The 13883-nt window shown below is 69.4% G+C and carries 12 protein-coding genes and 1 pseudogene; 2 read left to right on the top strand and 11 right to left on the bottom strand.

Features of this window, described 5'->3' with window-relative positions; all coding sequences use genetic code 11:
* Window positions 1-36 precede the first annotated feature (36 nt).
* The 4 genes from qatD to ACLNGM_RS07390 all read right to left on the bottom strand — a co-directional run bounded on the left by qatD (window position 37) and on the right by ACLNGM_RS07390 (window position 4650).
* Window positions 37-768: a Qat anti-phage system TatD family nuclease QatD gene (gene qatD / locus ACLNGM_RS07375; RefSeq protein WP_019994350.1), complete on the bottom strand. Its 732-nt coding sequence runs from the start codon at window positions 766-768 to the stop codon at window positions 37-39.
* Window positions 765-2036: a Qat anti-phage system QueC-like protein QatC gene (gene qatC, locus ACLNGM_RS07380; RefSeq protein ID WP_019994351.1), complete on the bottom strand. Its 1272-nt coding sequence runs from the start codon at window positions 2034-2036 to the stop codon at window positions 765-767. Before qatC ends, qatD begins: the two co-directional genes overlap by 4 nt.
* On the bottom strand, window positions 2030-2704 hold the full coding sequence (locus tag ACLNGM_RS07385; RefSeq protein WP_019994352.1) for a hypothetical protein: 675 nt from the start codon (window positions 2702-2704) through the stop codon (window positions 2030-2032). The genes qatC and ACLNGM_RS07385 overlap by 7 nt, the downstream gene beginning before the upstream one ends.
* 179 nt (window positions 2705-2883) lie before the next feature.
* Window positions 2884-4650 (bottom strand): KAP family P-loop NTPase fold protein, encoded by a 1767-nt coding sequence (locus tag ACLNGM_RS07390; protein WP_019994353.1) that lies wholly within the window; start codon window positions 4648-4650, stop codon window positions 2884-2886.
* 468 nt (window positions 4651-5118) lie between these two features.
* Between ACLNGM_RS07390 and ACLNGM_RS07395 the strand changes: the two genes are divergently transcribed.
* On the top strand, window positions 5119-6414 hold the full coding sequence (locus tag ACLNGM_RS07395) for a DNA cytosine methyltransferase (protein ID WP_235919371.1): 1296 nt from the start codon (window positions 5119-5121) through the stop codon (window positions 6412-6414).
* Window positions 6415-6527: 113 nt separating this feature from the next.
* On the opposite strand, the gene ACLNGM_RS07400 is transcribed toward ACLNGM_RS07395, so the two are convergent.
* Window positions 6528-8213, bottom strand: coding sequence for a recombinase family protein (locus ACLNGM_RS07400; RefSeq protein WP_373289015.1), 1686 nt, complete (start codon window positions 8211-8213; stop codon window positions 6528-6530).
* A gap of 37 nt (window positions 8214-8250) precedes the next feature.
* Here ACLNGM_RS07400 and ACLNGM_RS07405 point away from each other — a divergent pair.
* Window positions 8251-9153 (top strand): annotated as a pseudogene (locus ACLNGM_RS07405) (YifB family Mg chelatase-like AAA ATPase); the annotation flags it as partial.
* A 212-nt stretch (window positions 9154-9365) separates the two neighbouring features.
* On the opposite strand, the gene ACLNGM_RS07410 reads toward ACLNGM_RS07405, so the two are convergent.
* From ACLNGM_RS07410 to rdgB, 6 genes are read right to left on the bottom strand one after another with little or no spacing between them, the layout of a single operon-like run.
* A complete protein-coding gene (locus tag ACLNGM_RS07410) occupies window positions 9366-10364 on the bottom strand; it encodes an adenosine kinase (RefSeq protein ID WP_416357787.1) in 999 nt (332 codons plus the stop codon).
* 28 nt (window positions 10365-10392) lie between these two features.
* Entirely contained in the window at window positions 10393-10770 is a 378-nt protein-coding gene (locus ACLNGM_RS07415) for a YraN family protein (protein ID WP_416357788.1), read from the bottom strand.
* Window positions 10767-11690 (bottom strand): 16S rRNA (cytidine(1402)-2'-O)-methyltransferase, encoded by a 924-nt coding sequence (gene rsmI, locus ACLNGM_RS07420; protein ID WP_416357789.1) that lies wholly within the window; start codon window positions 11688-11690, stop codon window positions 10767-10769. The genes ACLNGM_RS07415 and rsmI overlap by 4 nt, the downstream gene beginning before the upstream one ends.
* A complete protein-coding gene (locus tag ACLNGM_RS07425; protein WP_416357790.1) occupies window positions 11687-12013 on the bottom strand; it encodes a YnfA family protein in 327 nt (108 codons plus the stop codon). The genes rsmI and ACLNGM_RS07425 overlap by 4 nt, the downstream gene beginning before the upstream one ends.
* A complete protein-coding gene (hemW, locus tag ACLNGM_RS07430) occupies window positions 12010-13209 on the bottom strand; it encodes a radical SAM family heme chaperone HemW (RefSeq protein ID WP_416357791.1) in 1200 nt (399 codons plus the stop codon). Before hemW ends, ACLNGM_RS07425 begins: the two co-directional genes overlap by 4 nt.
* Window positions 13206-13859, bottom strand: coding sequence for an RdgB/HAM1 family non-canonical purine NTP pyrophosphatase (gene rdgB, locus ACLNGM_RS07435; protein WP_416357792.1), 654 nt, complete (start codon window positions 13857-13859; stop codon window positions 13206-13208). The genes hemW and rdgB overlap by 4 nt, the downstream gene beginning before the upstream one ends.
* Window positions 13860-13883: the final 24 nt, after the last annotated feature.

A 13883-nucleotide genomic window follows, 5' to 3' on the forward strand; every position in this document is an offset into this window, starting at 1 on the left:
GCGAAGGCAGGCCGTCCTACTCATCATTCGGATGAGCTACTTCTCGGCCACAATCTTCCGGAAGTTCGACACAAGGCGCGACTGGACCTCTTCCCGACTTGCGTTCCAAAGCTGGGCAAGCCCCTCCACGGTTGCCCAGGCATCCCATGGCTTAGTAGGTTGTCCCTGGTACTGCCCGAATGGCCCGTCGGATTCCGTGAGGACCCGATCCCAAGGCATCGCACGCACGGCTGTCCGTCCACGCTCCCCGAGCAGCACGCTTGGGCCGACGGAGAACCAGCAGCCCATTTCAGCGGCACGCTCCACTTGGCGTTTCGTGCCCACGAACCAATGCAGGATCGGGCGGCCGGCGCTTGGCTCGGCCTCCAGGGCGTCAAGCACGCGGTCGATGGCGCCCCTACTGTGCATGGACATCACCCGCCCACCTGCGAGCGAGCACATTCGGAGGATGTCCCGCAACACCCCGAGCTGGGCATCCATCGTGTCGCGGTGCTCCCGCGATCCGTCGAGCCCAATCTCCCCAACGTAGTCCGTTCGGGGCAGCAGGCGCTCGAACAACGGCAACTCCCGGGCTCGCGCGGCGGCGAGTTCCGGATGCAGTCCGAGCGCCGTCTTGATCCTGCTTCCGTCGGGCGCCAGCGCTGCGGTGCCCTCGAACGCGCTGGGAACAGTCGTCACCGACAGGACGTAGAGGCGCCGTGTGATGCACTCCGCGACCATTCCCGACGGATCGGGATACAGGTCGAGATGGCAGTGCAAGTCGATCAAGGCCAGGCGATCGCGTCGAGGAACGCCTTCACCTCCGCGGTGCCCCTGCGCACCACGTCGACATGGCCACGCCGCAAGTCCGGATCCGTCGGGAGCGGGCCTGCCTCGCTTGCCCAACGTGCCACGTCGCGGCGCTCAAGCGTCGCCGCCGCGAACCTCGCCGCCGCCACGTCCTCGTTCGACGCGTGTTCGGAAAGGTCGTTCGCCCAGTAATCCGTACCGTCCCGCATGCCCGCTGCCTCGAAGGAAGCCCGGCGTATAAGGCATGGCACGCAGCGACCGCAATGTTGGTTGAGGCGTTTTCCCTTCCCACACGAATAGGAGCGGTGCGCGAGCTCGTGGATAAGTTCGTCTCGGCATTCGGCAAGCATCTGCCCCTTAGTCTTGAGGGCGTAGGGCGTGCGAATGCGCGCAGGCAGGCCTACTCCGTCGAGGACACGTTGGAGGGACGAGATGAAGTGCGGGTGCGTCGTCCGCGTGCTGAGGCTCGCCATGCGCCGATGCGTCAGCGGCGCGTTGATCGAGATCAGTCCGTTCTCGGGAACGAAGAGGTCGACCGGCGCCCCATCCCGGGCGAGCGACGCCGCCGCCACGGCCCCGTAGCCGAGGAACAGCATGGATCGTGCCCGTGACGACGGTTCGTACGGCTGCCGCCAGCGCTCCGAGGCACGCGCCGAGAAACGTTCAGCGTCCATGCCGATCAGCCCTGCCAAGGTGCGCTGGACCGACCCCTCCTTCGGCGACGCCTGGCTGACGAGGAGGGGCCTCCGGCCTTCCGCGCGTAGGTCGAGCGCGCCAATCAGGCTGTCGAGGCCGCCGGAGAACAGGCATGCGCAATCCCGGTCTGTCGGCCGGTCTGCGACGGCCGGAGGGCGTGCGCCCCCGCCGCGGAACCTGACGCTCCATATATCGCTCGAAAGGAAGCGAAGAGTGTCCTCGATCGCCCCGGCCTGGGCCGCCCACGGCTCGGGATCGGCAAGCTCGACCTCCAGCGCGATCATGCGCGTCCAGGAGTCGGCTGCTTCCTTGCGGATGACGAAACGGTCGGCGGCATGGACCGCCAGGGCGATGGAGAGGAAGTCCCACGCCAGGACCGACGGGGTTCTCGGGAGTGCGGCCGCCGCTTGGTTAAGCGTGCCGCCGAGGCCGGCGAGTTCAGGGCGACCGATGTGATGCAAGGCAACGCCGACGTCGCCGTGGGCGACCGCGGCCGTCGCGCGCATGGCATTCGGCGTGGCGAGCACGCGGGTAGGGATGCGGGTCACCATGTCGAGATCTCCTCGAGCGCGACCTGCACGGTCCGCGCGACCAACGCGGACATCCGCTGTCCGCTAAGGACAGCTCCCGCGGCGACCAGGATCGGAGCGCCGACCAAGTCGACAACCTCTTTCACGAGAGAGCGGATGTCTGCCTCCCGTTGTGCCGCCGCCACGGGGCCGATCGCGGCCAGGGCCTTGCCGGCGTCGCCTGCGACCTGCGTGAACACGAGCTCTGCCACGAAGGCCAGGGTGGCGGTCTGCACCGCCTCGGCGTCGAGCGCGGCGGGATCGAAGGCCCCCGCGTTGCCTAGCGCTTCCGCGACGGCTACCTCCATCGAAAGGCGGGCTGTTACCTCGTCGATGATGCCGGCCGGCATGAACGCGTCGACGATCGCCGCGACTGCCACGTCCAAAGGCTGTCCCGCGAGTTCGCGGATGTCGATCTGGCCGGCCTCGGGCGGTTCTCCCGCGCCGGCGCGCGCGAGGCCCGCCAGCGCGGATCCACCGGTGCGCGCTGCCCGTGCGACGCGCCGGGCTCCGGCTGGACCGCCCCCAACGGACTTGTTTGCCCATCGGCCCAGGGCCGCCCTGGCATCCGCACGATCGTTCGACGCCCCGAACCTACTCAGCGCCATCCGGAAGGGGCGGAACCGAGCAGGCTCGGCAACCTCCTCCACCTCTTCTCCGTCGACGACGTCGTCGGCCAGCGGGCCGGGGTCGTCGTCCTCCGGCTCGGGGACGGGATCTTCCGGAAGAGGATCCGGTAGCGGCGGAGGTGGTGCTGGGTCTTGGTCGGCCCATGGCGGAACGAGGGGAGCCGCCGGAGGAGCGTCAGGCTTAGAGCGCGAGGTTCCCATCACTTGGTCTCCAGCATGCCGGTCTTGCGAAGGAGGAACTGAATCCCCTTGGTCATCTCGCCGGTGTTGAGGCTGCCAATGAAGGCCTTGAGTTCCGTCTTGGTCTCCGGAAGTGCCTCCGCGATCATCAAGGCGCCGTAGAGGCCCGGGACCGCCGAGGTCCAGTCGGCTTCCCGCATGGTCGCCACCAGCCCGGACATGACGGCGCGCTTGTCGTCAGGCGTCAGGCCGGCGACGATCCTCTTTCCGACCGGGGACGCGATGCCGTCGATCTTGAGCAAGGCATCGATGGCGGTTCGGGCCGCTTCGCTGATGTCCGAGCGTGCCCGCGCCGGTGCCATGACGTCGCGGCTGAGGAAGACGGCCGGCCTCAGTCTCTCGGCGTTCTCGAACGGCGGGTCGAGCTTTCGCCACTCCTCGACGAAATCGGCATGCGGCTCCCACTCTTTGGGCAACGGGGACGGCTTGGCCTTATCCTTGCCGCCCGGCAGGAGGACCTTCTCGACGTCCTTTCCATCCATGATGAGCTGGAACAGCGCGAGCGTTGCCGGACCGTCGGTGCAGCGCTCGAAGATGGCGAGCTTCGCCAAGGTCGCGAAGTCGACGTTCATCTGCCGTTTCGCGGCCAGGGTACGCCGGAGCGACACGGCGTTGAGAAGCCGCTTCACGATGCGGGGGTTGCCCTGGATCTTCGGCGCCGACGCCATCATCGGCGCCAGCCTGTCGGCGATGGCGAGGTTGTCCAAGAGGTCGGGAGGGTTTCCCGCGAGTCCTGCGATCTCGGCCTTCTCGAATGTCTCGTTGCGCCATCCTTCTTGCAGTGCGGAAAGGAGCCGCTCTTGCACGGCGGGCAGGCGGTCGGGCGCGGCTAGGCCGACGAAGAGCGAGTACATGTAGGCTCGCAGGTCCTCCGCCCCGACCCTCGGTACGCGCATCGGCACCTGGATGACCTTATCGAGATAGTCGCGCACGTGGGACGCGTTGGGATCGTCGAAGTGCTTCGCGACCGAATGGCGGATCATATCCTCGTCGGCGGCGATGACGAACGCCGTCTGAGGCATGAACAGGAACAGCCGGATCGCCTCAAGCGTGCCGATCGCGACGTCGGGAAGGCATCGGTCAAGGTTGTCGACGAAGACGACCAACGTCGTCTCTAGCCCCTCTAGCAAGGAGCCGAACTCCTCGCGGAAGGCCACGATCTCCTTTGGCGGCGTCCGCTTCTCGGCGGGCTTGATCAGTTCGCCGAGCCCCTTCCGAGCCTCGGCCGCGTCCTCCTTAGCCGTACCGTATTGCTCCTCGGTCAGACCGCCCGCAAGAGCCGAGGACACTGCGGCGCCCGCCCTCGTCAGGAGGCCCGGGGGGATGCCGAGGGCCATCCCGACGCCGAAGTCGGCGATCATCCCCAAACCACGGAAGTAATTGACCCGTCCCGCGAACTCCTTCGCCTTCTCGACAAGGGTCTTCTTCTCCTCCGCCAACGCGAGAAGCTCGGTGGCGACCACCTCCATCAGGGCGGCACGCGCGTCGTCGAATCCTTGGTACATCCAGGCGTCGAACCTGACGACGACGGCAGCCGCGTCCCCGTCTCTCGGGGCGGGCAGGCGTGCCTCGACGAGCTTCAGCACGGTCGACTTTCCCGTGCCCCACGTTCCGAACACGCCGATCGAGATGGGCAACAGGGATGGAGTGGTCGCGAGGGTGGCGATCTGGTCCGCCACCTCGGTAAAGTTCAGGAAGTCCTGCTCGCTCTCGCTGTCGCGCCACATGATTCGGATTGCCGCTCGGGAATCTAGGTTCGATGATTATACACAACCCACACTCGTAAGCAGCGTGTCGTTTGATCCGTTCGATGCCGTTGCGACAATCAGTTCTTTGTGTTGCAGGGAATCGTTGGGTCGTCCGTTGCGACTCAGGGGTGTGGCACCACAAGGAAGTTGCTCCATCCCTCTGACTAGCTGACCCTCAGTTGCGGAAGGCTACGGCCGTCCCCGTTTTCCAGCCCGAACGGGCCGAAGCCGAAGGCGGAGCAGGCGGAGGGGCGCAGCGCCCCTCAACTGGCGCCGAAGGTGCCCCGGAGCCTGTGCGTCAACGGGGGCGACCGGGTCGTCGGTCACCGACCGTTCACCTGATTCCTTGACCCGAAACGAACGGACCACGCGGTAGGCAACTGTCACGAGCAACAACGTGACGGCGAACCAATGCGGGCAATCGATCTCTTCTGCGGTGCCGGGGGCATGTCCCTCGGTCTGACACGGGCTGGCTTCCAGATCGTCCAGGGGTACGACGCGAACGAGAAGGCCCTGAGGGTCCACGGCGCGAACCTCCGCCGGCCGCTCGATCGGCTTTTCAAGCGCGACCGCCACCGGAAGGCGGACCTTGCGGACCTCCTGACGATGGCGCCCACCATCGCCGCCCTGGAGCCCGACATCATCGTCGGCGGCCCGCCGTGCCAGGACTTCTCCTCGGCCGGCAAGCGTCAGGAGGGACGCAACGCGTCCCTGACGCTCGGCTTCGCCGTGGCGATCATCACCGCAAGGCCCGCGTGGTTCGTCATGGAGAACGTTCCCCGCGCCCGGAAAACGAAGACGTACGCGAAGGCGCGCGCCCTGTTCGTCAAGGCCGGCTACGGACTGACGGAAGTCGTACTCGACGGCAGCCGCTACGGCACGCCGCAGATGCGCAAAAGATTCTTCGCCGTGGGAAGGCTCGGGGAGGCCGACGGCTTCCTCACGTCGGCCATCGCCGAGGCCGCCTCTCCCCGTCGCATGTCGATCCGCGATGCCCTCGGCGACGACGTGGGCGTTCACCCGGGCGGGGACCATCCGCCAGAGGCCCGCGCATTCTTCATGCGGCCCTACACAGGGCATTCGGGCGTCCGGTCGATCGACCTCCCGTGCCCAACGCTCCTGCGCAGTGCGCATGAGGGACCGCAGAACTGGTACACGGACCACGAGCGCGACATGGCGCCGTCGGCACTCGTCGACCCGCTGCCGATGGATGTCCTTTCCCGCATCCAGGGCTTCCCCGCGGACTGGGACTGGCTCGACATCCCGGCGACCAGGCAGAGGATGTTGATGATTGCCAACGCGGTCCCCCCTCCGTTGGCGGAGGCAGTCGGGCGGGTAATCCTCGCACGCGAACGGGGCGAGTCGATCCCGACGACGGAGAAGGCATTCGACGCCTGGCTCCAGAAGGGTCGCAGGGGTCTTACCGGGCAGTCCCTTCGGAACCGGCGGCTGCACCTGAAGCAGGCACGGAAGCTGTTGGGCGGTCGAATCCTTGCGGACCTCGACGCCGAGCTGGCGCTCCTGGAGCGCGCCGAAGGTTTCTCGACGCTGTCGACGAACGCGAAGTCGGACCTGCGGCGCGCATTGCGCTCGCATGCCAAGTGGCGCGCGGAGGTTGCCGCGAAGCGCAAGGCTCGGGCCGAGGCAAGGCTTGAGAAGCTGCGCACGCCTGTCCCGCGCCGCCCGCTCGGCGCGCCTGTCCGCGTTCCGGCGTCGGCGGCATTCCTCGAAGCGGCCGAGTAGGGCCCGGGTCGCCGAACCCCCACCCGGTCCTTCGGACCAGCTCCACCCCTCCCCGCGGGGAGGGGTTCACGCCCCTCGCAGGGGCGTTGCCGGGTGCGGGCGGGTCGCGCCGGCTACGCCGACGCTCTCCGCCCGCGCATCTTCGCAAGGGTACGGAGGTTGCGGGTCTCCTCGTCGGGGTCGGGTGTGTCATCCATGCCGACGAACCCGGACGGGTCCGTGTCGTCGTTGAGCCACATCTGCCAAGCCAGCATGTGGCGGGCGCCGACGATCGCGGGCACGTCCTCGGCGGGGACGCCCGGCCGCGGGGTGAGGTACGCGAGCACCCCCAAGTCGGGATCGAATCGAACCTCGGCCACAAGTTGGCGAAGCTGTTCGGCGAGACGCGTCCTGATCGCGTGCCGGTCGTCGCCCTCCGCTTCCTCCATCGCCCGTGACAGGTCCACGGCCTCACCGAGACGGGCGCGTAGGCCGGGGTCGGCGGCGGCCGTCGCGGCGGCCTTCTCGGCCTCGCGGAGCTCGCGCTGGATGGTCTTGGCCTCCTCGCCGAGCGCCCGGTAGCGGTCGGCCGCCCCGTCGTCCCCGTCCTCGACCAGTCCGAGGAGGCGCTTGCGGCGGCCCTCGACCTCGGCGAGGCGAGCGCCGAGGATGGTCACGCGATCGGCCTCGGCGGTGGGCTGCGCGCCGCGGAGGACCGCCCCTGCGTCGAGGTAGGCCAGCCCCCGGAGGAGGCGGCGTTCGATGCGGTCGGCACGCCACCTCGTGCCGTTCTCGCACCCCGCGCCGCGCCGTTGCGTGGCGCACTCGAAGTACGTCCCGCCCTTCGGTGGCGGTCCCTTGTCGATCACGTACATGGACCCGCCGCAGCGGGCGCACTTGCCAAGCCCGAGGAGAAGGTGAGCGACGCCGCGTCCCCGTCGACCGGCTGCGATGCGGCGGCCCTTCGATGCCTGCCGGGCCCGCCAGTAGGTCTCCTCGTCCACGACGGCGGGGTAGTAGCCCCTGATTGGGTTGCCCTCGGGCTGGCGGTTGCCGCCGCGGTGGGTGCCCGAATGCGGCTGGTACTCGCCGAGCGCGAGGCGTCCGCTGAGAATCTTGGCGACGGTGGACGTCTGCCAGCCGATGCCGCCTCGCCATGTCGGGGTTCCGGCCGCGTTGAGCCGAGATACGATCTGCCGTTGCCCGTAGCCCTCGATCGCCATGTGGTAGATGCTGCGCACGATCTCGGCGCGGTCCTCGCGGAGGACGAACTTGCCGTCCTCGATCGCGATCCACTCGGGACAGCGCAGCGTGAGGGGCCGGCCCTCATCGCGTGCCGCGGCCTTCTTCCTTGCCCAGGCGGCCCCAACTCGCTCTCCCTTCGTCCGGGACTCCTCGTGGGCGCGAGCCATCACTGCGATCGACACGATCAGCGGCGTCCAGTCCGTGCGCAGGCGCTCCTCGGAGTAGACCTGACCGTCGGAGAGAGTCACAACAATGACTCCCGCGCGGATCAGGTCGAACAGCCGCGCCGCGGCATCCAGAACAGCCTCTCGGGACAGACGGTCCAAGGACTCGACCACTAAGTACGAGCCGTGCGGGACCTCCCCCGCCTCAACCAAAGCAAGGAATCGCTTGAGGGCGCCGATGTCCCGGTGAGCGCCCTTGTACGCAGATATGCCCAGGTCCCGGAGGCTGTCGTCCAACTCCAGCCCGCGAGCCTGGCACCAGTCCCTCGCCCTAGATAGCTGACGACGGAGTGAGTCGCCGCGTGCCTGCTCCGGCGACGAGAAGCGTATGTAGCTGAAAGCCTTGGGCATCGGTAACCGTCCGTCGGGTTCGATGCTGTTAATGTAGCATACCTTGCTGATGTGCGGGCCGCCGGGCTCGGGCAAGTCGATGATCGCCGGGCGCTTGCCCTCGATCCTGCCGCCGCTCGTGCCCGCCGAGATCCTCGACGTTTCGCGCATCGCCTCGATCGCGGGCGAGTTGTCCGATGGCCGGCTGTCGGATCGGCGCCCCTTCCGCGCACCGCACCACTCCGCCTCGATGGCCGCGATGGTCGGCGGCGGCCATCGCACGCGCCCCGGCGAGGTGTCGCTCGCCCATCGCGGCGTGCTCTTTCTCGACGAATTGCCGGAGTTCTCGCCCGCCGTACTCGATTCGCTCCGCCAGCCGATCGAAAGCGGCGAGAGCGTCATCGCGCGCGCCAACTACCGCGTCACATACCCCGCGCGGTTCCAGCTCGTCGCCGCGATGAACCCGTGCCGCTGCGGCATGGCCGGTGAGCCCGGACACGCCTGCGCGCGCGGGCCACGATGCGCTTCGGACTATCAGGCCCGCGTGTCCGGCCCACTCCTCGACCGCATCGACATCCGCATCGACGTGCCCGCCGTCTCGGCCGCCGACCTCCTGGCCGTCGCCCCGTCCGAGCCGTCCGCCATGGTGCGCGCGCGCGTCGAGGCCGCCCGCGCCATCCAGGCCGCGCGCTACGAAGCCCTCGGCCTGCCGCCCACGACCCTCAACGCCCATTGCTCGGCCGCCCTCGTCGAGCGCGTCGCCGCCCCCGATGCCGCCGGCTCGAAGCTCCTGCGCGAGGCCGCCGAGCGCATGGCCTTCTCGGCCCGCGCCTACCACCGCATCCTCAAGGTCGCCCGGACGCTGGCCGACCTTGCCGGCACCGAGACCGTCGGCCGCCCGCACCTCGCCGAAGCCATCAGCTACCGCGTCGCCACCGAGCGCCCCGCGGTCGCGGGGTAAGGCTCGGGATGGGATGCCAGCAGGGGCGCTGCCCCTGCACCCCGCCAGGGACATGATGTCCCTGGACCCTCCTCATTTCGAGGAGTGTCCAAAAGAATGGGGGCCGCTGGCCCCCCATTCTTTTGGAAAACTGTCAAATGAACGCAGGGGTTCGGGGACGTCAGGCCCCGAGCGGGGACCGGGGCGGCAGCCCCGCAACGCCCCATCCGCTCCTATCCCAAGATCGCGCGAACCTCCGGCAGGTCGGCGAGCGGGGTCTGGGGGCGCGGGCCGATCTGGGCGATGATGTGGCCGGCGGCGATGGCACCGAGGCGGGCGGACTGGTCGTGGGGGAGGCCGGCTGTGTAGCCGCGCAGGAAGCCGGAGGCGAAGAGGTCGCCGGCGCCCGTCGTGTCGACGACGTCGGGAACGACGGTCGCGGGGAAGGCCTGTCGGCTGGCGTCTTCGACGACCACGCAGCCTTCGGCGCCGCGGGTGACGACGGCGAGGCGCTTGGCATCCCGGCCGAGGTGGTGGAGGGCTTCTTCCAGGATCTCGGTCTGGTAGAGGGCCAGCGCCTCCGGCTCGTTGGCGAAGACGATGTCGACGGTGCCGGATCGCATGAGGTCGAGAAACTCGGCGCGGTAGCGGTGGACGCAGAAACTGTCCGACAGCGTCATCGCGACCTCGCGCCCGTGGGTGTGGGCAATCCGGGCGGCTTCTAGGATCGCGTCCTTGGCGCGCGGCGGATCCCAGAGGTAGCCCTCGAAATAGGTGACGCGGGCGGCGGCGACGATCTCCTCGACCACGTCCTCGGGCGACAGCTCGACGCAGGCGCCGAGATAGGTGTTCATCGATCGCTCGCCATCGGGCGTGACGAGGATCATGGAGCGGGCGGTGGGGGGCGTGTCGCCGAGCGGCGCCGTCTCGTAGCGGATGCCGAGCGAGCGGATGTCGTGGGTGAAGATGCGGCCGAGCTGGTCGTCCGCCACCTTGCCGAAATAGGCGCCGGTGCCGCCGAGCGAGACGAGGCCGGCCACCGTGTTGCCCGCGCTGCCGCCCGACATTTCGGTGGCCGGGCCCATCTTGCCGTAGAGCTCCTCGGCGCGGGCGGCGTCGATCAGCGTCATGGCGCCCTTCTCGATGCCGGCCTCGGCCAGGAACGCATCGTCGGTCCGCGAGATGATGTCGACGATGGCGTTGCCGATCGTCAGGAGGTCGTAGTCGGCCATACGGAGAGGAGCCTTCGGGTTCGGGTGGTCAGGCGGGGGCCCAGGCATTGGGGATGTGGACCGGCCAGCGGCGGGGCAGGACGGCGACGATGTCGAAGCGCAGCGACAGGCGGGCATGGTCGCGCTGCTTCTGGAGCCAGAGGTCGGCGGCGCGCGCGATGCGGGCCTGCGCGGCGGGCGTGACCGCGTCCATCGCGGCTTCGAGGCTGGCGCGCGCCTTCACCTCGACGATCGCGACCGTATCGCCGCGCCGGGCGACGATGTCGATCTCGCCGAGCTTCGTGCGGTGGCGCATGGCGAGGATGCGGTAGCCCTTGAGGCGGAGCGCCCAAGCCGCCAGCCACTCGCCGCGATGACCCTTGGCGAAGCGCGCGCGGCGCTCGGCGAGGCGATCGGCCGCCTTCATGGCGACTTCAGCGCCAGAGCGCGTTGGTAGAGATCGCGGCGGGAAAGACCGGTCAGCTTCACCGCCTCCTGCGCGGCCTTGGCGGGCTTCATCTCGGCAAGGAGCCCGCGCAGGATGGCGTCGACGTCGGCCGGCGCGTCCGCCGCCTCGTCGGCCGGCGGGCCGATGCAGACGACGATCTCGCCGCGCACGCGCTCCATCACGGCGAACTCGGCGGCCAGGTCCGGCAGGGGCGCGCGGTAGATCGTCTCGAAGGCCTTGGTGAGTTCGCGGCAGACGGCGGCGGGACGCGGGCCCAGCACATCCGCCATGTCGGCGAGACTGTCGGCGATCCGGTGCGGTGCCTCGAAGAACAGGAGCGTGCCGGGAATGCGGGCGAGCGCCTCCAGCCGCGCCCGCCGACCGCTTTCCTTAGGCGGCAGGAAACCGGCGAAGAAGAAGGCGTCTGACGGCAGCCCCGAAGCGAGAAGCGCGGCGAGCGGCGCGGAGGCGCCGGGCACCGGAACGACGGGGAGGCCCCGCGCGATCGCCTCGCGCCCGAGCCGGTAGCCGGGATCGGAGACGAGCGGTGTCCCGGCGTCGGAGACGAGGGCGACGGAGCGCCCGGCAGCGAGCTCCCCGAGCAGCGCCTCGTCGGCGCTCTCCGCCGAATGTTCGTGATAGGACCAGGCCCGGCGCCGGATGCCGTAGCGCTGCAGGAGCTTGCCGGTCTGGCGCGTGTCCTCGCAGGCGAGGACGTCGGCGCCCGCGATGATCTCCAGCGCGCGCAGCGTGATGTCGCCGAGGTTCCCGATCGGAGTGGCGACGAGGTAGAGCGCCGGCTCGGGGCGGTAGGCGGGGAAGGCGGCGTCGCGGATCGTGAAGCCGCCGCGCTCCTCGCCGGTCACGATCGTGGGCTCGGCGTCGGGCTCGTCGCTCATGCCGCCCTCGGCGCCCAGAGGATGATGGCCGCACCCGCGAGGCAGAGCGCAGCGCCGATGAGGTCGAACCGGTCCGGCCTTGCGCCCTCCGCGCCCCCCATCCACAGGAGCGAGGCGAGAATGTAGATCCCGCCATAGGCGGCATAGGCACGCCCGGCGAACTCCGCGTCGACGCGCGTCAGGGCATAGGCGAAAAGCGTGAGCGCAACGAGGCCGGGAGCCAGCCACAAGCGCGAGGCGTCGAGCCGCAACACCGCCCAGAACGCGAAACAGCCGGCGATCTCCGCCACGGCCGCGAAGGCGTAGACGGCGAGCGTCGTCACGCGAGGTCCGCCACCACGGCGTCGAGCACCAGCATGCCGGTCGGCGTCGCGCGGATGCGGTCGGGCCCGAGACGCTCGACCATGCCGTGGCCGGCGAGCTCGCGGACCGTCTCGGCGTCGAGGTCGCGCCCGGACAGTTCGCGCCAGCGCTTCAGATCCATGCCCTCGACAAGGCGTAGGCCCATCAGCATCAGCTCGTCCGCCTGCTCCTGCGCTTCCAAGGGCACGTCCTCGACGAAGCCGGCGTCCCAGTCCTCGACCATGCGCAGCCAAGTTTCCGGATGCTTCTCGTTGGAGACGGCATGGCGCGCGCCGTCCGGGCCGGGAAGGCGGGCATGGGCGCCGGGGCCGACGCCGGCATAGAGGCCGTAGCGCCAGTAGGTGAGGTTGTGGCGCGATTCCGCGCCCGGCACGGCGTGGTTGGAAATCTCGTAGGCCGGAAGGCCGTGCGCGCGGGTGATCGCCTGCGTCGCCTCGTAGAGCTCGGCCGAAAGCTCGCCGTCCGGCACCTTCAGCTTGCCCGCCTTGTGGAGGGCGTGGAAGGCCGTGCCCTCCTCGATAGTCAGCTGGTAGAGCGACAGGTGGTCGGCGGCGAGCCCGATGGCCTGCGCGAGCTCGGCTTCCCAGTCCGCGACGCCCTGACCGGGGCGGGCGTAGATGAGGTCGAACGAGAGGCGCGGGAAAATCTCGCGCGCGAGGCCGATCGCGCCGAGCGCCTGATCGACGTCGTGGAGGCGTCCGAGGCGGCGTAGGTCCTGGTCGTTCAGCGCCTGCACGCCGAGCGAGACGCGGTTGACGCCGGCCGCCCGGTAGCCGCGGAAGCGTGTCGCCTCGACCGAGGAGGGGTTCGCCTCCAGCGTGATCTCGGCCCCGTCGGCCACGCTCCAGAGCGAGGCGATCTCGTCGAGGATCGCGCCCACCGTCGCCGGTTCCATCAGGCTTGGCGTGCCGCCGCCGAGAAAAATGGAGGTGACGGTCTCTGCCCCGGTGCGCCGCGCCTGCTCGGCGAGCTCGCGCCGGAAGGCGGCGACATAGCGCGCCTGGTCCACAGGCTCGTGGCGGACGTGGCTGTTGAAGTCGCAATACGGGCACTTGGCGGCACAGAAGGGCCAATGCACATAGACGCCGAAGCCGGGATCGCCGGCCGGCGGCGTATAGGGCCGGATCGCCGACAGGGGGCGCAGCGCGAGGCTCACGAGACCCCGAGCGCTTCCCGCGCGAAGAGCCGGAAGGCGCGGGCGCGATGCGACAGGGCCGTTTCCTGTCCGGGCACCCAGCCGTGCTTCTCATGCGAGGGCATCTCGCCGAAGGTGCGCGTCTCGTTCTCGGGCAGGAAGCAGGGGTCGTAGCCGAAGCCGAGGCTTCCGCGTGGCGGCCAGACGATCGTGCCCTCGATCTCGCCGCGGAACTCGCGCGTCTGCCCGTCGGGGAAGGCGAGGCTGAGGACGGCGACGAAACGACCGGTGCGCCGGTCGGGCGTCGTGGCGCCGGCCGCCTGAAGCTTCTCCTCGATCTGGCGCATGGCCATGGTAAAGTCCTTGGCGGGTCCCGCCCAGCGGGCCGAGTAGATGCCGGGATCGCCGCCCAGCGCATCGACCGCCAGCCCCGAGTCGTCCGACAGCGCGGGAAGGCCGGTCGCGCGGGCGGCTGCCAGCGCCTTGATCCGTGCGTTCTCCTCGAAGGTCGTGCCGGTCTCCTCGGGCTCGGGCAACCCCTTGTCCGCCGCCGAGACGACCTCGAAGCCGAGCGGCGCCAGAAGCTCGCGAAATTCGGCGATCTTGCCGGCGTTGTGGCTGGCGATCAGCAGCGGGCCGTCGGCCGGGTCGAGGGGCAGGTCGTGCGTCATGAAGAAAACCGCTTCCGTTCGAGG

It is taken from the genome of Aureimonas phyllosphaerae (assembly GCF_047943035.1).
Lineage (GTDB): Bacteria > Pseudomonadota > Alphaproteobacteria > Rhizobiales > Rhizobiaceae > Aureimonas > Aureimonas phyllosphaerae.